At 36.2% G+C, this 22,334-nt stretch carries 21 protein-coding genes; 5 read left to right on the plus strand and 16 right to left on the minus strand.

Translation table 11 applies throughout. From position 1 onward, the window contains the following. Positions 1-8: 8 nt before the first annotated feature. On the minus strand, positions 9-1,139 hold the full coding sequence (locus tag RT261_RS02960) for a 1-propanol dehydrogenase PduQ (RefSeq protein WP_313129149.1): 1,131 nt from the start codon (positions 1,137-1,139) through the stop codon (positions 9-11). 328 nt (positions 1,140-1,467) lie between these two features. Here RT261_RS02960 and RT261_RS02965 point away from each other — a divergent pair, with 328 nt between their 5' ends. Beyond that, entirely contained in the window at positions 1,468-2,175 is a 708-nt protein-coding gene (locus tag RT261_RS02965) for a FadR/GntR family transcriptional regulator (RefSeq protein WP_313129151.1), read from the plus strand. 231 nt (positions 2,176-2,406) lie between these two features. Here the strand turns inward: RT261_RS02965 and RT261_RS02970 are convergent, their stop codons facing one another. From RT261_RS02970 to hypB, 4 genes are read right to left on the minus strand one after another with little or no spacing between them, the layout of a single operon-like run. Beyond that, entirely contained in the window at positions 2,407-3,447 is a 1,041-nt protein-coding gene (locus tag RT261_RS02970) for a DUF5692 family protein (protein ID WP_313129155.1), read from the minus strand. 20 nt (positions 3,448-3,467) lie between these two features. Beyond that, the gene (locus tag RT261_RS02975; RefSeq protein ID WP_313129158.1) at positions 3,468-3,812 is read right to left on the minus strand and encodes a hydrogenase maturation nickel metallochaperone HypA; all 345 of its coding nucleotides are present in this window, start codon (positions 3,810-3,812) and stop codon (positions 3,468-3,470) included. Between the two features lie 4 nt (positions 3,813-3,816). Next, positions 3,817-6,522, minus strand: coding sequence for an FAD-dependent oxidoreductase (locus RT261_RS02980; protein ID WP_313129160.1), 2,706 nt, complete (start codon positions 6,520-6,522; stop codon positions 3,817-3,819). A 21-nt stretch (positions 6,523-6,543) separates the two neighbouring features. After that, on the minus strand, positions 6,544-7,212 hold the full coding sequence (gene hypB / locus RT261_RS02985) for a hydrogenase nickel incorporation protein HypB (protein WP_313129162.1): 669 nt from the start codon (positions 7,210-7,212) through the stop codon (positions 6,544-6,546). A 412-nt stretch (positions 7,213-7,624) separates the two neighbouring features. On the opposite strand from hypB, the gene RT261_RS02990 reads away from it, so the two are divergent. Both RT261_RS02990 and RT261_RS02995 read left to right on the plus strand, forming a co-directional pair. Then, positions 7,625-8,044, plus strand: a complete 420-nt coding sequence (locus RT261_RS02990) for a hypothetical protein (RefSeq protein WP_313129163.1) — start codon at positions 7,625-7,627, stop codon at positions 8,042-8,044. Between the two features lie 2 nt (positions 8,045-8,046). Continuing rightward, complete coding sequence (locus tag RT261_RS02995) at positions 8,047-8,349, plus strand: hypothetical protein (RefSeq protein WP_313129165.1); 303 nt, start codon at positions 8,047-8,049, stop codon at positions 8,347-8,349. Between the two features lie 206 nt (positions 8,350-8,555). Here RT261_RS02995 and RT261_RS03000 read toward each other — a convergent pair whose 3' ends face one another. After that, positions 8,556-10,364 (minus strand): methyl-accepting chemotaxis protein, encoded by a 1,809-nt coding sequence (locus RT261_RS03000; protein ID WP_313129166.1) that lies wholly within the window; start codon positions 10,362-10,364, stop codon positions 8,556-8,558. 408 nt (positions 10,365-10,772) lie between these two features. On the opposite strand from RT261_RS03000, the gene RT261_RS03005 reads away from it, so the two are divergent. Both RT261_RS03005 and RT261_RS03010 read left to right on the plus strand, forming a co-directional pair. Continuing rightward, on the plus strand, positions 10,773-11,063 hold the full coding sequence (locus RT261_RS03005; protein WP_313129168.1) for a type II toxin-antitoxin system Phd/YefM family antitoxin: 291 nt from the start codon (positions 10,773-10,775) through the stop codon (positions 11,061-11,063). Further along, entirely contained in the window at positions 11,047-11,349 is a 303-nt protein-coding gene (locus RT261_RS03010; RefSeq protein WP_313129169.1) for a type II toxin-antitoxin system RelE/ParE family toxin, read from the plus strand. Before RT261_RS03005 ends, RT261_RS03010 begins: the two co-directional genes overlap by 17 nt. Before the next feature lie 107 nt (positions 11,350-11,456). Here the strand turns inward: RT261_RS03010 and RT261_RS03015 are convergent, their stop codons facing one another. The 10 genes from RT261_RS03015 to ruvA form a co-directional block, all read right to left on the minus strand. Then, positions 11,457-11,624, minus strand: a complete 168-nt coding sequence (locus RT261_RS03015) for a hypothetical protein (RefSeq protein WP_313129171.1) — start codon at positions 11,622-11,624, stop codon at positions 11,457-11,459. Between the two features lie 459 nt (positions 11,625-12,083). Then, positions 12,084-13,010 (minus strand): translation elongation factor Ts, encoded by a 927-nt coding sequence (tsf, locus tag RT261_RS03020; RefSeq protein ID WP_313129172.1) that lies wholly within the window; start codon positions 13,008-13,010, stop codon positions 12,084-12,086. A 35-nt stretch (positions 13,011-13,045) separates the two neighbouring features. Then, complete coding sequence (rpsB, locus tag RT261_RS03025; protein WP_313129173.1) at positions 13,046-13,789, minus strand: 30S ribosomal protein S2; 744 nt, start codon at positions 13,787-13,789, stop codon at positions 13,046-13,048. A 200-nt stretch (positions 13,790-13,989) separates the two neighbouring features. After that, the gene (locus RT261_RS03030; protein ID WP_091689362.1) at positions 13,990-14,442 is read right to left on the minus strand and encodes an NUDIX hydrolase; all 453 of its coding nucleotides are present in this window, start codon (positions 14,440-14,442) and stop codon (positions 13,990-13,992) included. A gap of 118 nt (positions 14,443-14,560) precedes the next feature. Then, complete coding sequence (locus RT261_RS03035) at positions 14,561-16,129, minus strand: peptidoglycan D,D-transpeptidase FtsI family protein (protein WP_313129174.1); 1,569 nt, start codon at positions 16,127-16,129, stop codon at positions 14,561-14,563. Then, positions 16,077-17,303, minus strand: coding sequence for an FtsW/RodA/SpoVE family cell cycle protein (locus RT261_RS03040; protein WP_313129175.1), 1,227 nt, complete (start codon positions 17,301-17,303; stop codon positions 16,077-16,079). Before RT261_RS03040 ends, RT261_RS03035 begins: the two co-directional genes overlap by 53 nt. A 143-nt stretch (positions 17,304-17,446) precedes the next feature. Continuing rightward, positions 17,447-19,936 carry a U32 family peptidase gene (locus RT261_RS03045; protein ID WP_313129177.1) on the minus strand — a complete coding sequence of 830 codons (2,490 nt, stop codon included), beginning with the start codon at positions 19,934-19,936 and terminating at the stop codon, positions 17,447-17,449. A 217-nt stretch (positions 19,937-20,153) separates the two neighbouring features. Continuing rightward, positions 20,154-20,564 (minus strand): cell division protein ZapA, encoded by a 411-nt coding sequence (zapA, locus tag RT261_RS03050; RefSeq protein WP_313129180.1) that lies wholly within the window; start codon positions 20,562-20,564, stop codon positions 20,154-20,156. A 103-nt stretch (positions 20,565-20,667) separates the two neighbouring features. After that, entirely contained in the window at positions 20,668-21,672 is a 1,005-nt protein-coding gene (ruvB, locus tag RT261_RS03055) for a Holliday junction branch migration DNA helicase RuvB (protein WP_313129182.1), read from the minus strand. Positions 21,673-21,685: 13 nt separating this feature from the next. After that, positions 21,686-22,309 carry a Holliday junction branch migration protein RuvA gene (ruvA, locus tag RT261_RS03060; protein WP_313129185.1) on the minus strand — a complete coding sequence of 208 codons (624 nt, stop codon included), beginning with the start codon at positions 22,307-22,309 and terminating at the stop codon, positions 21,686-21,688. Positions 22,310-22,334: the final 25 nt, after the last annotated feature.

Here is a 22,334-nt window from a genome sequence, read left to right on the forward strand (position 1 = left end):
TTTCCTGTTTAAGAAATCTTATGAATAATTTCAGAAACATCTGAAATACTGGCAACACGGGGATTGGTTAAGATACAAGAATCCTTTAGCGCACCTTCTGCAATCCCTTTCTTCTCTTTTAAAATATCTTCTGTACTTATCTTACATTCGGTTAGTTTGGTGGGCATTTTCATCCGTTGCATCAATCTGGTAATTTCACTGATTAAATTTTTCACACTTAATCGGACTGTGCTGCCAGAAACACCGATGAGTTTTGCTATCTTTGCATATTTCATAGCTGCTTCTGAATAATCTTTTGGGGTATAACCGGTAATGTTGCTGTTAAATTCAACTACATGGGGAAGCAAGATAGCATTGGTTCTTCCATGAGGTACATGAAGTTTTCCGCCAATATTATGGGCAATAGCATGATTTAAACCAAGAGAAGCAAGATTAAAAGATATTCCCGCTAAACAAGATGCATTATGCATTCTTTCTTTTGCTTCCATATCTTGCGAACTTTCATAAGACCGCAAGAGATATTGAAACACCAGGGCAACCGCTTTTTCTACTAAAGCATCGGAAAAATCAGTAGCTTTCGTGGAAACATAAGCTTCAAGTGCATGAGTCAATACATCCATACCAGTATCAGCCACAATAGGCGGAGGAACTGTTTTCACAAGTTCCGGCTCCAGTAATGCTATATCAGGAATTAAAACATCTGATACTAATGGGTACTTGATTCCTTTTTCTTTGTCAGTAATTACTGCAAAAGAGGTTACTTCGGATCCGGTTCCACTTGTTGTTGGAATCGCAATGAATTGCATTCTATCAAGCTTTCCAATCTCTCTTGAAAAATGCATAATTGCTTTTGCTGTGTCTATTGCGGAACCACCACCTACTGCCACCACTGCATCAGGCTGATAAGCAATGACTTCACCTACCCCTTTCACCACTAATTCCATAGGCGGGTCCGGTACAATGTCACTAAATATCTGAAATGACCCTTCCGCTAAATACTTGGTGATGGAATCAATCATTCCGGACTTCACCATATATGGGTCGGTTACAATAAAAATTTTCTTTTGCACCAGGTTCTGCAGATATTGCAAAGATTCCCGGCCAAATATGACTTTTGTTTTTAATTCGAATGTGTTCATTTGTCATCACCTTTTTTAAGTTTCGTAGTTACCTAAATATAGTATGTATTTTTTGGATTACTATACTTCATGGAAAAAGTTTTTGGTAAAAAGATTTAATAATAAGCTTTTGAAAATTCGCTGAAATAAAAATGTCATTCTAAGTAAGAAAATTTTTCTTCCTCTTAGAATGACTAAAATTTAATTAGTTTTCGTAACAGTAATCAGAAACTTCTTATTGCAGGTGTTTTTCCCGTTTCTTTATTTGCATTCTTTTAGCATCTGCAATATAATAAATTCATAAGGCTGGCTATTGGTACAACCAAAATAAATTGGGAGGAATTTTTATATGGAATTTCAAAAAATCAGTTCCCCTTCTCTTAGGGACCTTTTTACTGAGCAGCTGGTACACATGATTCTTTCCGGGAAATTAAAGATTGGTGAAAAACTTCCCACAGAACGTCAGCTTGCTGAAGCAATGCAGGTAAGCCGTTCTGTTGTAAATAACGGTATTTCTGATTTGGAAAAAATGGGATTTTTAATTGTTAAACCACGAAGCGGCACCTATGTAGCAGATTATCGCCGTAAAGGAACAATTGATACTCTTCTTACAATTATGAAATACAATGGCGGACGTATTAGAAACGAAGAAATACGTTCTATTTTCGAGGTTAGAATTGCTTTGGATACATTAGCTGCCCAGCTTTGTATTAGTCGAATAAGTGATGAAGAAATACAGCTTCTTTTGGAAAAAATCAAACAGATTCAGAATGCAAAAACTGTTTCAGAAGCAACACAGGCTGCTTTTGAATTTCAGCATGAATTCGCATTATCATCAAAAAACACTCTGATACCCTTAATATTTCAATCTTTTAAGGCCCCGATTTTTACTATGTGGGAACGCTTTTGTAACCTGTATGGTATTCAAGCACTTTACGAAAGTAATTACAGGATGTGGACCTATATTCGTGACCGGGATACCAAAGGTGCAATTGCATGGATTCACTCTTCTTTAAATGAATGTATTAGTGGAAACAGACAAATATACTATGAGTAATCAATTTATTGCACAAAAAAAGGTAAACCGTAACCTTTTTATAGTTGCAAAAAAGTTTGTAATTTTTTGCGACTATTATTTAGGATACAGTTTACCTTTTTGCTTAACATTAATCTTCAACTTAATAAAGAAACGGCAGCAATATCATCGTCGTATTTTTCTTCAATAGTTTTTACACTGAAACAATTAAAGTCTCATCATTCTTATTACTTTATCCAATCCACTTTTTCTTTATTTTTCTGCTCTTGCCATTGCAATTTTAAAATCACGCTGGTCAGTAAATATCTCATTTTTATATGGATTTTTCTTTTGTTCTATTGCACGCTTAAAGATCACCGCCAGTACAATTATATTTGCTGCAAGAGCGATAACTGCCATGACACCCTGCATTGTTGGATTTGCCGCAGCCGGTCTAATTGCCGCATCCATGAATCCATCTGCGTATAAGCTTGGAAGTGTGGTAAATCTGCTTGCATCCTGGAACATTGGAAATACCTGTGCAAACATACACCATAAAGCAAGTGTATTAGCACGGTTCTGAATCCAGCCTCCCTTATTCCACAATGCATTTGCAAAGGTAGGTGCTAACAATAATGCAAGGCCGCAATACCATGCATGTGTTGGAAGGTTATTGTAGGTATATACAAAATTCCATAAATCATATGCAATAATAAAGCACCATGTCATATCCGGCCAAAGCATATCATCCCGTTTCTTTGAGGAATAAATTCCCCACCAGCCTGTCATACATAAAATATTTATGAGACCTGAAATGCCATTCAGCCAGTTCCACCATCCGCCATAAAGCCATACATTTTCAGAAGACAGCCACCAGCGGTCACCGTACTCTGCCATGGCCATAGCTCCACGAATGCCGGATTCAAAATCACTTGCTACCGCAATTAGAATATTAATTGCAACAATTAAAAATGGAAATACTTTAAACCATTCCGTTTTTCCAATACCCCATTTATACTTAAGCATCATAAAACCGATACAACCTGCTGTGGCAGCATAAAGTTTTGCATAATGGAACCAGCTGTTCATGTATTTATATGTAGCATTGTTCAAAGCCCACCCTGAACCATTGGCTGCTCCTATATAAACTGCAATAAAGTATGCCGTTAAAGCGGCAGGTACAATCAGAAAACAGAAAATTCCACCTTTTTTAGTTCGCCGTGCAAGTTCGTTTGTTAATACAAGCCCTGCAAAAACAAGTGCCCACCCTAACAACTGCCATCCGGCATTTTCTCCATAAATTTGAAAAAACATAACTTTCCCTCCTCACTCTATCAACATGCTTCGATTTCTTTAATATTAAATTCATTTCCTACAACAAGGTATGTATTGGCACCTGAACAAAAGGGACATGCCTTTCCATACTGTACTGTACCATATGTCTTGCCGCAATCCTCACAAATCGTAACTGCCGGAATCTGTTCGATAATTAATTTTGAGCCTCTTAACAGTTCTGATTTATCAGCCGCCCATCTCCAGCAGTCATACAGGTAGGAATCTACAACACCGGATACTTCCCCTATCTCCAAAGTAACATTAGATACGGTCTGCAACAGGTTCTCTTTTCCAACTTTCTCAAGACTATCAATAATGTGAAATACTATTCCCAGTTCATGCATAATTTTATTTATCCTTCTTACTGAACTTAATTTTCATTTGCCGCTTCAGCATATATGGTAAAATGGCCTTCATCTTATCTTCCGATTTCCACATACGGCTGCAGTCCGGATGTTCACGGTAAAGATGTATTGCATCAAACTCACACTTCGTTGTACATACACCACAGCCGATACATTTATTTTCATCTACAATAGAAGCGCCGCATCCAAGGCATCTGGCTGTTTCAATCTTTACCTGCTCCTCCGTGAATGTTTTATGTGCATCCCGGAAAGATTTACGATGGTCAATACTTTCAGCTCTGTCTGGTATCTGTCTTGCTGAATTGTCATAGCTTTCAAGCTTTATATTATCCTTGTCAAATTCGATAAACTTACGACGGTTACGTCCAATCAGAAGACTGCTGTTTGGCTGCACAAACCGGTGAATAGACACTGCGCCTTCTTTTCCTGCAGCAATGGCATCAATCGCAAATTGGGGGCCTGTATATACATCTCCTCCTGTGAAAATATCTGGCTCTGCTGTCTGATAGGTAACTCCATCTGCCACAGCACCATTTCCTCTTCCAAGTTCCACCTTCGTTCCGGCAAGCAGATCACCCCATATAATACTTTGACCTATACTCAGAAAAACTCTCTCACATGGAACTGTAACGGTTTCTTCTTCCTTATATTTAGGAGCAAAGCGTCCTTCTTCATTGAATACAGAGACACATTTCTTAAATACAATACCTGTAACTTTACCATTCTCTGTCAGAATTTCTTTTGGTCCCCATCCGCAATTGATTGCAATACCTTCCTCTTCTGCCTCAAATATTTCTTCAGCGGAAGCAGGCATAATATCACGGCTTTCCAGACAATACATAGAAACTTCGGATGCACCGCAGCGGCTGCTCACGCGCGCCACATCAATTGCCACATTACCGCCGCCAACTACGACAGTTCTTCCCTGTACCGGATAAGACTCATCTTCACTGGCTATGCGAAGGAAATCTACAGCAGTCATTACACCCTCTGCATCTTCACCTGGAATACCGGCCATTCTTCCGCCCTGACATCCAATGGCAATATAAAATGCCTTATATCCCTGTTTACGCAGTTCATCTAAAGTAATATCTTTTCCAACTTCAATGCCGCATTTGATCTCTACCCCCATCTGGCGTATTACATCAATTTCAGCATCCACAACGTCCTTTTCCAGTTTATAAGATGGAATTCCATAAACTAACATACCGCCTGGTTTTTTGTTTTTCTCAAATACCGTTGGCTTATAACCTTTCTCTGCCAAGTAAAATGCACAGCTAAGTCCCGCAGGACCAGCACCAATAATAGCAATTTTCTCTGTAAAAGGTCCTCTGTTAGAGGGTTGTACAACCGGTGGTATATAACGCGTCTTAGCATCAAGATCCTGTTTTGCTATAAATTTCTTCACTTCATCAATGGCAACAGCCTGATCTACCCTACCGCGGGTACATGCATCTTCACAGCGTCTGTTGCAAATATGTCCGCATACCGCCGGAAATGGATTTTCTTTTTTAATCAACGCAAGAGCTTCTTTATATTTCCCCTGTGCTGCTTTTTTCAAATAACCCTGAACTGCAATATGTGCCGGGCATGCTGTTTTACAGGGAGCTGTACCTGTATCATAACAATTGATACGGTTATTATCCCTATAATCCTCATCCCATTTTTCAGGTCCCCATTTTACCTTATCAGGCAATTCCTGCTTTGGATATGTAATCGGTCCATCATTGGTACAAAGTTTCTGTCCAAGTTTTAATGCTCCCGCCGGGCAGTATTCTACACACCGTCCACAGGCAACACAATCTTCCGTTCTTACTCTTGCTACATATGCAGACCGTGACATATTCGGTGTATTAAAAAGCTGGGAGGTTCGAAGGGCATAACATACATTCACATTACAGTTACAGATGGCAAAGATTTTATCCTTTCCATCAATATTGGTAATCTGATGCACAAATCCATTATCTTCTGCACGTTTCATAATTTCCAGTGCTTCTTCCCTTGTAATATAGCGTCCGCCCTTATCTGTCTCTACTACATAATCTGCCATATCTCCTACAGCAATACACCAGTCCCCCGGATCATCTGCACATCCTTCACCTAGTGTGCGGCGTGACAAACGACAGGAGCATGGACTTGCTGCATATTTTCCATCATATTTATCCATCCAGTGGGAAATATGTTCCACATCTACGGATTGATTTTCCATCTCAATGGCTTTCTCTACCGGAATAACGTGCATACCAATACCTGCCCCTCCCGGTGGTACCATAGGGGTAACTTTTTCAAGGGGAAGTCTTGACATTCGTTCAAAAAAATGTGCAAGTTCAGGATGTTCCTCAAGCCGTTTCTCATTCATATTTGTAAATTCAGCACTTCCCGGAACGAACATGGGCAAAACATACTGTTTTTCACGAGCAGGATTTTCCCAGTTATACTCAATTACACCAAGTATGCTCATATCATGTAAAAGTTTTTCCAGTTCTTTTTCCTCTTTCCCGGTAGCTGCAAGCAGTTGTTTGAAAGTCATAGGTTTACGCACTTTCATCTTCAATGCTACTTCTGCCATTTCATCGGTAACAACGCCTGCAAGTCCCCAGTACTCCGGGTCATCTACCGTTACCTTATGGCCAATACGATCTGTAATTTTCTGCCCCAGTTTTAAGATTAATTCTCTTTGCTCTGCCATTTTCTCACTCCTTTCCATCCTTTATGACTTCCATTCTTTCACTTCCTGTTCCAGCCACTTTATCCATTCCTCTATTCCCTCACCTGTTCGGGCACAGATTGGAATAATTTTTGCATTTGGATTTCGCATCCGTACATTTTTTATACATGCCTCCATATCAAAATCAAAATACGGAAGTACGTCAATTTTGTTAATTAAAACAACATCACAAATAGAAAACATCAACGGATATTTCAGCGGTTTATCATGACCCTCAGGAACACTTAAAATCATTGCGTTCTTAACGGCTCCTGTATCAAATTCTGCCGGACAGACAAGATTCCCCACATTCTCAAGAATCGCAAGATCAACATCTCCAGTCTCCAATCCTTCCAAACCCTGAGCTGTCATATCTGCATCCAAATGACACATTCCACCAGTATGTAATTGGATTGCTTTTACACCCAGTTTTGAAATCGTCTGTGCATCTACATCTGAATCAATATCTGCTTCCATTACACCTATGCGCAGTTTATCTTTTAACTCTTCAATCGTTCTTGTTAATGTAGTAGTTTTTCCTGAACCCGGTGAAGACATCAGATTTAGTAAAAATACTTTTTTCTCTTTCAATTCTTTTCTTAGGTCATCTGCTCTCTTATCATTATCGGCAAAAACACTCTGTTTGATTTCTAAAATCCTGAACTCTCCCATACCATTCATCCTCCTTTTATTGGCCGTACCAACAATTGTTAATTTATTGTCATAATAGCATATTGCACAATTACTGTCAACTGAAAGTAATTATTTTGGTTATTTATCAGCGTTTTTTTCGTGTTTATACTTCTTTTTATTGTTTTTACCTTTAATGCTCTGTGGTATAACCAGTTCCAGATTTTATTTGTTATTTTCTTGACAAAGAGATATATCTATGGTACTTTTAACTTAATAAGGGTTCTGGATTTTATATAATCTCTCAGAATCTTGAAAGATTATATCAAGTTTGCTGAAGAAGTTAACAAGCATTTTAATAAAAAGTGGGGATTTTATAAAACCAAATCTGAGAGCTCATAAAAACAGGTTTTAAAATATCAAAAGATTAAATTTCTTAAAGGAGGAAAATATTATGGGATGTTTTATAGCACCAGTTACAGAAGCGGTTATTGTAACAGCAATTAAACATAACTGTAGAAAGAAAGAAGAAAAGATTTCTAAGTCCAGCAAAAGGTCAGACGATTTAGAAAATAAAGAGAAAGTAACTTTTAGTAAAAAACTTGGCTGGCTGAACACTATGCTTTGGGGAGGCTCTTTTCTATTGGCAATTGAACATATTTGGCACGGAGAAGTTGTTCCATGGTTTCCATTTTTAACTGCAATGATGAATCCTGCCGATATTCCAGAAATGCTGATGGAAATTGCAACCGTAGGAACTTCAATGGTAATTGTGGTAACTTCAATATGGCTCCTGATCGTTTTAGCCTATAATATAATCGAAAAGAAAGCAGATGCACTGCTTCTTTCTGAGAAGAATGCAGAGGAGGTATAACTATGTGTCTTATAATTACTTCTTTCGCAGCTGTAATCACAACAATAATCTGGTATTTTCATCCGGGGCTGGGAAAGAATACAAAGCTTGGAATGTTAGCACTTATGTACTGGGGCGCTTCATTAATGTGGACAGTTGATGGATTCTTCTCTGTTGCTGAAGGGGAAGGATTTTTAGATCTTAGTTTAAACGATGCCCTTCTTGGAATTGTTATTGTACTTTGCGGCCTGATTGTATGGATTATTACTCTGTTTCTTAGTAACCCACAAAGAATTATATCTGGGATACAACATACAAAACAATAAAATTCAGAATTCGTTTTAATTCTTCATACTCATTTTTATATATGTTGCACGTACATTTCCACTACTATTTTATAAAAGGGGTTAAGATAGACCATAGCACCGTCCATCCTAACCTCCTTATTTATATTACTTAAAAAAGAATTTTCTTTTGCGAATGAGCATATAAACTCACTTATAGTTGTTTTATAATAGATAAGGTTTTATAATTATCTGGTCTGGAAAGTATGAATCAGATCATTCAGATCCATTGCCATTTCGCTTAGCTTAGATATATTATTGGTAATTTCATTGACAGTCACAGCCTGTTCCTCAGAGCAAGAAGAAATTTCTTCTATAGAAGAGGAATTTTCTTCTGCCGTCTGAGAAATATGATTTAACATATCCAAAATATTATCTTTTTTCTGGTCTGTCTCATAATTATGTTCTGTAATTCTTTTAATATCTTCTAATAAATTCTGCAATTCAATTGAAATTGTGTCAAAAATACCTTCTGTGGCCAGGACTGTATGATTCATATTATCCACCCCCATACGGTTCTTTTTCACAAAATCTACTGCTGTTATGGACTGTTTCAGCATTTCATCTACTTTCTTCCGGATATCTTCTGTCGCTTTTGCGGTTTCAGTGGCCAAGGCACGTACTTCTTCGGCAACTACAGCAAATCCCTTTCCTGTTTCACCTGCCCGGGCGGCTTCAATGTTGGCATTTAATGCCAGGAGATTGGTTTGCTCTGCCACACCTGCAATAATATTTACAATCTCACCTATTTTCTGGGAGTGTTTATAGATTTCATTGATTACCTGTTCCATCTCCATTGAATTGGTATTATTTTGGATACTTGCTTCCTTTAGCTCTTTTACCGAATATAGTCCATCTTCTTTTAACTCTATGGTCTTTTTGGCTGCATGTTCGATCTTAGCACTTGCATCTGCTGTTTCTCTAATATCTTCACCTAACAATGTGACTTCTTCCACACTATTCAAAGTACTTCGGGATTGTTCCTCCCCAAATTCCGCCATCTGGTATATGGATTTTGATACTTCCTCTGTCATTTTAGCAACCTGATCTGACGAGCCTTTTAACTCCATGGAAAACTGATTTAGGTTATTACTATTGGTACTCATTAATTTCATAATGTGATTTAATTTATCAATAAGCAGATTTACGGAATCTCCCAGCAATTCCGTCTCATCCCGGGTTTTAATATTGACTTTATCTACTGTTAAATCTCCGGTTGATACCCTATGCAAAATACCTGAAATAATCTTGATTGGTTTTGTTATCTTTCTTGTAATCAATATGCTTACGCCTAATGCTATAATTAGGACAATGGACAACACCAGAAGATTATAATTTAGCATTATCGTCGAGCCTCTTAACAAATCAGCATCATATATTACTGCCGTAACCACCCAGTCCCACTGAGGGAAATATTGAGTATATACTGTTTGATTCCCAGTATTTTCGCTTACTTTTCTATCTAAGCTGTAATGTAAAGTTCCTCCTCCCTCTTTTGCTTTCTGAATCATATCCTGTATGATAAATCTTCCGTCTTCTGATTTTAATTCGAAAATATTATCCTTTAGAAATGGATGGTATATTACATCTCCATTAGAATTGACTATAAAGAAATGTCCGTCTTTTCCTAGATTCAAGGCATGGTACTTTAACTTAGAATTAGTCGTAGCACCAGATGTGGTATCTGTTTCACTTTCTGTGGCACCGGATATAGAATCTAATTCATTCCCATGCAGCTGGCCGATTGAGACTAAAGAAGCTTCTTTTGCTTCCTCCTCTGTCATCCGTTGGTCTTCTCCTATAGTATATCCATAATTTTTATTGATTTCTAATAAAGAGGTTTCTATTACATTTGTTAAAATGATCTGATTGGAACGGGATAATTCTTGTTTTGCAATCCTATAATTAATAAATGAAATACTTGATAATGCAACAATAATAATTAATGATATAAAGAAACAAATTTTTTGATTAATACTTATCTTTATGTCTCTCAACTAGCGTTTCCTCCTTTGTTGGTACTTTGTCCCTTTTATGGTGTCTCAGAATATATTCTTTACTTTAAGGTAAGCAAAATCATAATCCAGAACATTTATACCGTCTTACATACGTTTTTCTTTTGTTTTACTATGCTATCTTACTTCATTCTAGAAAATTTAGCAATAAGTCAAGAGAATTTTTATAGATAACTATTCCTTTTAAAATAAAACTAATATGATATATTGATACTAAGCATAAAAAAACGCCAGAAAACACACCCTTAAACTAATGGAACCTATTCTTCGTATTCATTTTTGAAAACTATAATAAAAAATCCGTTGTCTATTATGCTAATGCATAGTATAATATAATTATAATTTTACTATAATAAATACATTATTATACTACGAATGGAGTTGACAATTATGTCCACTATTATAAAACCATCTGCAACAATACGACAAAATTACAATGAAATTGCAGACCTCTGCAAAACAACTGGTGAGCCTGTCTACCTAACTAAAAACGGTGAGGGAGATTTAGTCGTAATGGATATAGAATCATTTGACCAGAGAACAAAACGGCTGGAACTCAGAGAAAAGCTTCTTGAAATTGCAGAACAACGGAGCCATGGAGTACAGGGTATCCCTGCTAAAGAAATTAGTTCAAAATTACGCGAGAGAATACAGGAGAAAAAAAATGGAATACCAGGTTGAAGCCAGCGCATCGGTTAACTATATTTTGATGCATTATTCAGATTTATGTTATGATGACAATGGTCCTGACTGTGCGCTTCGCTTACTGGATGCTTTCGACGAAGCAATTGATGCCCTGACTAATAATCCAGTTAGAGGATGCCGCTTGGCAGACATTCCTTCCAAATATAGAGCAGCTCCATTTTGGGAACATCTGTGGCTAGTGTATTTGGTAGATGGTCATACCGTTTATGCTGATTTGATAATTGACGACCGGCAAAACTACGGTAAGATATTTATGCGATAACAGCCTAAGGCAGCTACTCAACTGTGCTTAAAGCAATCAATTGGTTCTTTAAATCTGCTATGTAATCGTCTTTGTGTGTCGATTGATCCATGATAGTTTTACATACTCTATTTGTTTTTATAAGTAAGCAACCCAATCAATATTATTATATAACCAATGTATAATCCATAAGAATAAATAAACATATTTTTGTATATTGCAGAGGTTATTTCAAATATTCCTCCAAAAAGCATTAATGCGAAACCAAATATTATTATTTTTGTATTTTTATTCAAAGCCAATCCCCATTTCGTCTTCATTGTTTAGTCAAACTATACTGCAAATCATTTAGAGACAAGTATTAGATTAATTAGTAAAGTTCCATCTTATCAGTAAAATAAGCGGATAAATATAGACCATACTATAAGAGCTGTTTTAACGCTCTGGAAAACCAACGTCGTTTAGGCTTTGGTCTTTTATTCGGCAAGGATTGTACTACTTTCTCACATGTATTTTACACTCATGTAATTAATAATAAATAAGACTGGCACGAGGTTTATTTGTCATGCCCCAAAATATAGAATTATAGTTCAAACATAAAAATAGCTCATAGCCCTGTATTGGAGCGTAATTACAAGCAATCACACCCCAATACTTGACATAGAGCCGAAGAAAAAACCGTAACCCTAAAAGATAAGGCTACGGTTTTTTTACTTTAAATATTCTAACACTCTCGTGTAATCATATAAATGTTATTACTGGCCCATCTGTTTTGCAACTTCAGCTGCGAAATCTTCTTCTTTCTTTTCGATTCCTTCGCCAGTTTCAAAACGAACGAAACTCTTAACTGCGATCTTTGATCCAAGCTCTTTAGAAGCTTCATCAAGATATTTTTGAACAGTTAAATTTCCATCTTTTACATATAATTGATCTAATAGGCACATTTCTTTTAATTCTTTCTTTAAACGTCCATCGATCATTTTTTCAATGATATTCTCTGGTTTTCCGGAGTTTTCATTTAAAGTTTGAGCCTTAATGATTTCTCTTTCATGAGCCATGAAATCAGCTGGTATTTCAGCTTCATTCACATACTTCGGATTAAGAGCAGCTACCTGCATAGCTATATTTTTTGCTACTTCTTTTGCTGCATCATTACATACGTCAGAATCCATTTCAACTAATACGCCAATTCTTCCGCCGCCATGAATATAAGCTTCAACAAAGCCGTTTTCAGCAACAACTTTTTTGAATCTTCTAATGTTCATGTTCTCACCAATAACAGCAATTTGAGAAGATAATTCCTCTTTAACAGTTTTGGCCGGTTCAAGTGCCCATGGTTCTGCTAAAAATGCATCGATATCTGCTGCAGATGTTGTTTTCACCTGTTCAGCTACAGCTGCTACATAATCTTTGAATTTGTCATTCTTTGCAACGAAGTCTGTTTCACTGTTAACTTCAACGATTGCTGCAATTTTTCCATCTTCAGTTACTGTAGCGTAACTAATACCTTCAGCTGCGATTCTTCCAGCTTTCTTTTCAGCTGCTGCAAGTCCTTTTTCTCTTAAGAACTCAACTGCTTTGTCCATATCACCTTCTGTTTCGGCAAGTGCTTTTTTACAATCCATCATGCCTGCGCCAGTCATTTCTCTTAAATCTTTTACCATTGCTGCTGTAATAGCCATGTTAAAATACCTCCATTTAATTGATTGTGAATTGATTATGCTTCTACTGTTTCTTCTACTGCTTCTTCAGCTGCATCAGTGCTGTCAGTTAATTGAACTCCTTGATTTGCTTCAATAACAGCATCTGCCATTTTAGCTACAATAAGTTTAACGGCTCTGATAGCGTCATCATTACCAGGGATTACATAATCTAATTCTTCCGGATCACAGTTAGTATCTGCAATACCAATTAATGGAATACCTAATACGTGAGCTTCTTGTATACAGATTCTTTCTTTCTTAGGATCTACTACAAAGATAGCATCTGGTATTTTTTTCATATCTTTAATACCGCCAAGGTTCTTTTCAAGTTTTTCCCATTCTTTCTTAAGCTCAATAACTTCTTTCTTAGGAAGAACATCAAAAGTACCATCTTGGGACATAGTTTCGATTTGTTTTAATCTGTTAATTCTGCTTTGGATGGTTTTGAAGTTTGTTAACATACCACCTAACCATCTTTCATTTACATAGTACATTCCGCAACGTTCAGCTTCTGATTTTACAGAATCCTGAGCTTGTTTCTTAGTACCAACGAATAAAATTGTACCACCGTCTGCTACGATGTCTTTGATTGCATAGTAAGCTTCATCTACTTTACCTACAGATTTTTGTAAGTCGATAATGTAGATACCATTTCTTTCTGTGAAGATGTAAGGAGCCATTTTAGGGTTCCATCTTCTTGTTTGGTGTCCGAAATGTACACCTGCTTCAAGTAATTGTTTCATTGAAATAACGCTCATAATTTACCTCCATTTGGTTAATTTCTTCCGTATGCCTCATTTTCTCGACTAACCTAAAAGGCACCGAGTCGAAAATCAACATACGTGTATTTTGACTTAGCAATTATAACACATGTTCTTCCAGATAGCAAGGACTTTCTTTGTATTACACAAAAAAAGACAAGCAAACTCCACTTATCTGAGTACACTTGCCTTTTTTATTAAAAATACTTTTTATTTCCCCATAGATTACTTTTTTTTAAATCCACATATTCATTATAAGCCCGTTCTAATATCTGCTTTTCATTAGAAAATTTAAGCATATGATATGCTTCATGAAATTTGTAATATCCAGAGTCCATAAAGTATTCTTCCCGTTGTGGTTTGCTGTAATAGCTATCAGACATCATTAGATACCAATGAACATCCTTTATTACTGTATTCTGCGGCGTACTGAATGTATATTGACTTTTACCAATATATTTTATAATGGACGCATCCGCACCTGTTTCCTCTTTTACTTCACGGATGGCGGTCTCCTTATATTCTTCTCCTTCTTCCACAGTCCCCTTAGGTAGAACCCAGCCTTCATACTTATTCTTATAGTTCTTATACAGTAGTAAAATCTTTCCTCTGAAAATAACTACACCTCCACAGCTCGTTGCCTCAATCATCGCAATTCCTCCTGTATTGTGGTGTGTCGACTTATCTAACAATCATTATATTTCATTTTTCATAAAAGTTCAACTAAAATTTATGCATTTCGCACAAACCCTATAATAAGAACCTAACTTACTTATTAAAATAAGCATTAAATATCTTAGATGCAATAGGGACAGCATACCGACTTCCTGTGCCTGAACTTTCCACTATTATACTTACAACAATTTCAGGCTTTTCCGCTGGTGCAAAGCCTACAAACCAGGAATGTGCCGGCTTCCCTTCCTGATGTTCCGCAGAGCCGGTTTTTCCTGCTGCCGTATATTTCTTACCGCTTAAGGAACTTGCCGTTCCTGTTTTAACCGTTTCCGCCATGTACTCGGTTAATATTTGTGCCTCTTCCGGTGCCATAAGTGTTTTGTAAATTTCGGGCATATATTTCTTTACTACCGTGCCATTCACATTTTCAACATAATCAACTGTATAGGGTCTCATAAGCACCCCACCATTTGCTATAGCAGATGTAATTAAAGCGCTATGAAGGGGTGTTATTTGTGTCTTTCCCTGACCAATTGCCGTTTGGGGCATCTCATTAATGTTGGAGGAGCCTGAAATCACAAATCGACTTGGATTATAAGGTAAATTAGTAGGCAGGTTGGAATTAAATAAAAATGTATCGCAAAGTTCACGAAAAGCTTTCATATTAATTTGGGAACCCATATTTGCAAAGGAAGTATTGCAAGATTCCGAAAATGATTTCTTAATATCAACCTCTCCATGCTTTTCATTACCATAACAGTGAATTTTAACGCTATTAAAAACTGCCTCTCCAGTGCAATTATACTTATAATCTTTATAATTGGGGTTTTCTCTCATATACTGCAATATGGTTAATATTTTAAATATGGAACCTGGCGGATACAACCCCTGAGTTGCCCGATTTATCAAAGCAGAATTATTCTCTTTGTCTTCCACTAATTTCTCCCAATTATAAGTAATTTCATTGGGATCATAATCGGGCTTTGAAACCATAGCAAGGATTTTTCCGGAAGAAGGCTCCATTACTACAATGGCTCCTTTATAATTACCAAGGGCATCATAAGCAACTTCCTGTAGTTTCGTATCCAATGTCGTTATTACATTATCCCCTGCATTCTTTTCACCGGATAATTCATTGAATACTTTAACAAACGCATTATCATTAGAAGTTAACAAATGAAAATTTTCTATGGATTCAATACCGGTTTTTCCTTTCGAGAACCGTCCAACCACATGGGAATATAGATTTCTGTAAGGATAAAGCCTTGTTTCATTTCCTTTTTCATCTACAACGGTTTCTGCTAATGTTACTCCATCTGCAGATAAGATTTTTCCTCTTACTACATGCTCTGCCAGAAGATCCTGACGCTTGTTATAGGGGTTGTTAATTACCTCACTGCTTCTTGCAATCATAAAATATGAAAAATATCCGATTACTAATATAAATAATCCCACAAATACATAAGTAATATGAATAATTTCTCTATTCTTTCCATCTTTCTTATCTCCGGCATTCCCTTTGACTTTAGCCTTATCTTCCGGGTAAGCTTCGGTATAACTTTGATTTCCCATATTTTCTTCGGAATTTTTTTTATGAAAAGGATTCAATTTATGATTTTTGGGATTTTTTAGTTTTTCTTCTCTTCTTTTCAATTTTCTCATTCCTATCTTGATTCATTATAAATAACCCTTGTATGATACTAAACATAATAACACTACTTAATATAGAACTTCCTCCATAACTAACTAAAGGTAATGTAACTCCTGTAGACGGAATAAATTTAGTTACACCGCCAATTGCTAAAAACACCTGAAACAGATACAGAGCACTTAATCCTAACGCCAATAATTTATAAAATAACTCCTGTATTTTCATCGCTATGGTAACAAACATAAGAAAGCAGCTTATACAAATTAAAATCAGTAATATTGCAAAGAATCCACCCATCTCTTCCGAAATGGCCGAAAAAATAAAATCACTGTCTACAACCGGTATGCTGGTTGGAAGTCCCTGATACAATCCCATACCAAACCAGCCGCCTGTTCCTATGGCAAACAAGGATTGTGATACCTGATATCCTTCATTATCAATTAATTTCCATGGATCTCTCCAAGCCATTACACGAACACGAACGTGATTAAACATATGGTAGGCCAGGTAAGAGGCAACACATCCTGCCGAAAGTCCGGCAAAAAAGTATAAGGGCTGTGAAGTGGCAATATACAGCATAATCAAATAGGTCACAAAGAATATTAAGGCTCCACCCAAATCTTTTTCCAGTACTAATATCAAAACATGCGCCGCTGCCAGTACTGTAACTGCTGCTACATATTTAAAATCCTTTCGTTTCGATAGTACGGAAGCTATGCAAAAAACAAAAATGATTTTTACAAATTCAGAAGGCTGAAAAGTAAATCCTTTAATAGATATCCAGTTGGTTGCTCCATAATTGGAAACTCCAAAAAGTAAAACTGATAACAAAGTTGCAATTCCCAATGCTCCATATACCCATCCAAAATCTTCTAACTTCTTTATTTTCTCTATAATAATCGGAATAACGATAGAAAAAACAATTGAAAAAGTTGCAATGGCAAATTGTTTAATCGCCTTGTCAAAATGCAAACGTGTAAGCATTACATAGCCAATCGTTAATAACAACATCATATGATTTAATAAAAACTTAGAAATGTTACTGTAAATCCAAGGATAGATTGCAAAGATTACGGTCATTGCTATCAATTGTGCAACATATAGTCCTGCAACTTTTAAACTTTCGGTTCTTAAAAATATAATCAAATAACATACAAAATGAAACAGATATATGATATGTTTCATCTTCCGATAAATTCTATCCTTTTTATCCCTGTCGGTCAAACTAAACACGCGAAAAGCATAATAGGTATAAAAAGCAATAAACACAATATTCAGATATTTCGATATTTGAGTGAATATATTGATCAAGCTAGCTCCGCCTCACTTTATTCTATACCTCTTTTAAAATGTCCTCGGGTATAATTTTCTATTTCTTCAACATTATTATTATGATATACGTATTTTTGAATAAAGGAATGAATCACCTTATCGGTTTCCTTTGGTGTTTCGAAAGTAAAATTCAGTCGAATATTTTTAGGTTCTGTATTAAGTACCTGATCTTTATAAGTTAATAAAGATAGGCATTGGCTATTGTAAATGGTATTATAACATTCTCTGCAATGTCTCTTTACCTGGAAGTCCTTATCAAAACGGTCGATTAATTCGATCTTGTCCGTACCTGTTAAACAACAAGGTTCATCACTGGTTTTATTATAATTCTTATTATTACCACCAGAAGAAGTCTTTGCAAGACATTGCGCAGAAACCATTAATGGTATTCTACCATATACAATTATATCAGAGTAAATTCCGGTTAATTCCTTTAATTCGGAATAATTCAACTCAACAGGAGCCGTTAATTTAACAATGCCTAAATCTCTCCAAAAAGCTGCCGCCTGTCGATTCATTACGTATAGATTATAATCTGCAATAATATCTTTTCCTGAATGACTTACATCCAGTACAGAATGAATAAAATCGTACTCCTCTAAGTTTCGCAAAATATACCCATCTATAGTATTATCTTCCAATATGTTTTTATTCTGCTTATATAATTCATAGGTTGTTTTTCGAAAAATATGCGGAAGTATAATATAGCACTTTTTATTACTATCCTTTATCATTTGGGTTAACTTTAGCAGCTCAGAAAATGGTACTATATCACTATCCAAATATACAGCGGTCACTTCTGGATAACTGCAAGCTACAGATAGCTGATTTTTATCAAAAACAGATACGCTGATGCCTGTTTTATCTTCTCCGTTGATTTTACTGTCTTTTAAACTTTCCATTATTTTTTTGTCTGCTAATAAATTAAAATTATTATTTTCTGTCGTTCTCTTATATTGCCCTGCTATGGTTTCAGACAAAGCCTGGATCCCCTCACGTCTTAATTCGTTTAATTTTTGTACCGGTATAAAAGGATTTCCTTTAATATGAATTTGAAGTTCTTCAAAAACATAAGAAGTCTCCTTAGTTTTCATAATTTGCTTACGAATCTTATCCTCGGTCATGGGTTGATTCATTGCTGCTTCTACTATGTCACCATTAACCCTGACACAAATATCCTTGTATTTTAACTCTATTACAATAGGTTCTCCGGTGTCAATGATTACTTTTCCAGTAATAGGTACTTTCACTTCTTCTTTTAAATAATTATCACCCAGCTGATCCAATAAATAATTATTCTTTGTCCGGTAGACTAAAAATCCAGGTTTAACTGGTGAACCTTTTCCTAAATTAACGGAATATATGTTACCGGTCTTTTCGCCGTTTTTCACAGTAAATTCATACAATTTTTCCTCCTCACGTATTTCTAAAATATCCTGAGGATTAATATCTTGAATAAGCTGTATCTGCGCTTTACCACCATTAATGCTCTTTACTTTTCCAACATGAACACCGCTATGGTTAGGGCGGCTTAAGGAAATCATATTTCGTCCATTTTTATTTACAAAGTATCCTTGTGAAAAGCCACCACGATTATACAAATCCTGCAAGATCAGTATATCTTCACTTAATTCTCCTTTATGATCCTGCATATATCTTTCATATTTTTCTTTACCTAATTCCAGATATCTGTCCACATATTTGCGATACATATAAGTAACACCGGCAGCATATTCCGGACGCTTCATTCTTCCTTCAATCTTAAAGGAATCAATGCCTGCTTCTATTAGATCCGGTATCATATCTATAGTACTGATATCTTTTGGACTAAGTACATATTTATCTTTATCTGAATTAAGTACCTTATTGTCACCTTTTAACTGATATGGCATTCTGCATGGTTGGGCACATCTTCCTCTGTTGCCGCTTCTGCCTCCAAACATACTGCTCATTAAACATTGGCCGGAATAGCAATAGCAAAGTGCTCCATGGACAAAAGTTTCAATTTCTAAGTCCGTACCCTTACGAATATTTTTAATTTCTTCCAGCCCTAATTCTCTGCTGGTGACCAGCCTTGTTAATCCCATCTGTTTTAACACGTTGGCACCCTCTTCCATAGTAAGAGTCATCTGAGTACTTCCGTGTATATCCAAATCCGGAAAATGCTCATGTATAAAATGCAAAACACCAGTATCTTGTACAATCACCGCGTCGATTCCCTGCTCATAATATTTTACTAAATAATCATACAATTCATTCTCTAATTCTTTGCTCTTTAGCAGGGTATTCACAGTTAAATATATTTTGGTATCGTGTATATGAGCATAATCTATGGCCTGAAGCATAAGGTCTTCGGTTAAGTTATCTGCATAAGCCCTCGCACCAAATTTAGCTCCACCTATATATACCGCATCGCAGGATGCATTAATTGCAGCTTTTAAACTATCTATAGAACCAGCCGGAGCCAGTATTTCAATTTTTCTCATAAATTACACCCTTCCAAACCTGATGCCGCTTTGCGACATTTCAAATAATAGACGAAGAAGTTCAACATGAGAATTTCAATGGATTCTCGTGTTGGAGTTCTTCAGAATGGAAGATATGGTCTTCCATTTGTGAAGACTTTACTTCACACTATGCCTTTTCGTATTTATAAAAATCCGCCTAGCAAGACATACTACGGTCTTCTATGCGGATTTGATGTTACGAACGATTTTTATCTGTTAATTCCGTTTCTAAACGGATGATTTTCTTTTGCGCTTCGTTAAGCTCTTCTTTTAAACTTTGCACTTCTTTTTCTTTTTCTTCCAATTTCGTTTGAATGGAAATTAATTCATGTTTCAAATTAAAAATTTCTTTACTGCTATCTTCATTCTCAGTTTCCAAGTCTTTAATCTGATTACGTATCTTAAAATAATCATCCGCTATATTAATTTCTAATAAAATACTCTTCATTTCAGAATCCATCATCTTATAAAAATCTTTTTTCTTAAACTCTGAGTATTTGTTGTTAATATAGGATGCAATCTTATGCAAATACTCTTCACTTTCATATCCCAGCAAATTGTATCGCTTATTATTAATAATTACTTCAATATCATTCATCTTATTCATAATGGACTCCCGCAGCTTTCCCGGGTACCCCCTCTCAGAGTTATTATAAGAAATACAGGATCAGACAACTTTAATAACATATATTATAAACCAAGTTTTTATCTTATACAAGCTTTTCTTGTTGTAAACCAAAATGCTTGTAAGCCACGTCTGAAACTACTCTGCCTCTTGGAGTCCGAAGAATCAGACCGGTTTGTACCAGATAAGGTTCATACACTTCTTCAATGGTTCCGGAATCTTCTCCAATGGTAGTTGCAATGGTATCTATACCAACAGGTCCTCCGTCAAATTTATTAATCATAGTAAATAAAATTTCACGATCCGTATTATCAAGGCCTAACTTGTCTACTTCCAATAAGTCCAAGGCAAAATCAGCGATTTCTTTTGTAATCACACCATCATATTTTACTTGTGCAAAATCTCTGACTCTTTTTAATAAACGGTTTGCCAGACGAGGGGTTCCTCTGGATCTTCTTGCAAGCTCCAAAGCACCGTCTTCCTCTATTTTTACCTGGAATACATCAGACGAACGGCAAATAATTTCTTTTAATTCTTCTACCGTATAGAATTCCAATCGGTTTACTACACCGAATCGATCTCTTAAAGGCGGTGTTAACATACCTGCTCTTGTAGTTGCTCCAACTAAAGTAAACTTAGGTAAATCCAGACGAATGGATTTTGCAGAAGAACCTTTGCCAATAACTATGTCAATTGCATAGTCCTCCATAGCTGGATATAGCAATTCTTCTACCTGTCTGTTGAGCCGGTGAATTTCATCCACAAAAAGCACATCACCTTCTTGCAGATTGTTTAAAATAGCCGCCATCTCTCCTGGCTTTTCTATAGCAGGTCCTGAAGTAACCTTCATGTTTACTTCCATCTCATTGGCGATGATGCCCGCCAATGTGGTCTTGCCAAGACCGGGTGGTCCATAAAATAACACATGGTCCAAAGATTCCATTCTTTGTTTTGCAGCTTCAATATATACCTTTAAATTCTCCTTAGCTTTTTTCTGACCGATATAGTCATCCAGCTTCTGGGGTCTTAAGGTATTATCTACTTTTTTATCTTCATCAGTTAAATCTGTTGTAATAATTCTTTTTCCCATTCTTACAGCACCTTTATATTAAAAATTTTAAGCTCTTCTTCAGGATATCTTCTGAAGTCATATCTTCTGTAATATCTATATTTCTAACCACTTTGGCAGCATCTGTTTTGGAATAGCCAAGAACCACCAAAGCCTGAATGGCCTCGTGACGAATATCCGCAATTGATGAACCAGTGCCTGTCCCTCTTTCTTGTTCATTTATTTGATTCATTAATTTTTGTTCAAAGGCGTCTTCTAACTTAATTTTATCCTTTAACTCAATAATCATCTTACTTGCGGTTTTATTCCCGATGCCTGGAGCCTTAGCAATGGTCTTAGCATCATCGGATAATATTGCAAATCGTAAATCATCGGGAGTAATTGCAGATAAAATACCAAGAGCCCCTTTGGGACCGATTCCGCTGACTGTGATTAATAGTTTAAACATATTCAGGTCATCTTCCGTTATAAAGCCAAACAATCCAATTACATCTTCACGAACATGCATATATGTATATATCTTAACATCATTTCCTATTCTCGGCAAATCTTCTAAGGAGGATAAAGGCATCTTTATTTCATAGCCGATATTACCTGTTTCTAAAATAACGCCTTCTTCCCATACCTTTACAAGTTCACCTTTTATATATGAAATCATATAATCTGCTCCTATGTACATCCAG

It is taken from the genome of Anaerocolumna sp., from assembly GCF_032079385.1.
In the GTDB taxonomy this organism is placed as follows: domain Bacteria; phylum Bacillota; class Clostridia; order Lachnospirales; family Lachnospiraceae; genus Anaerocolumna.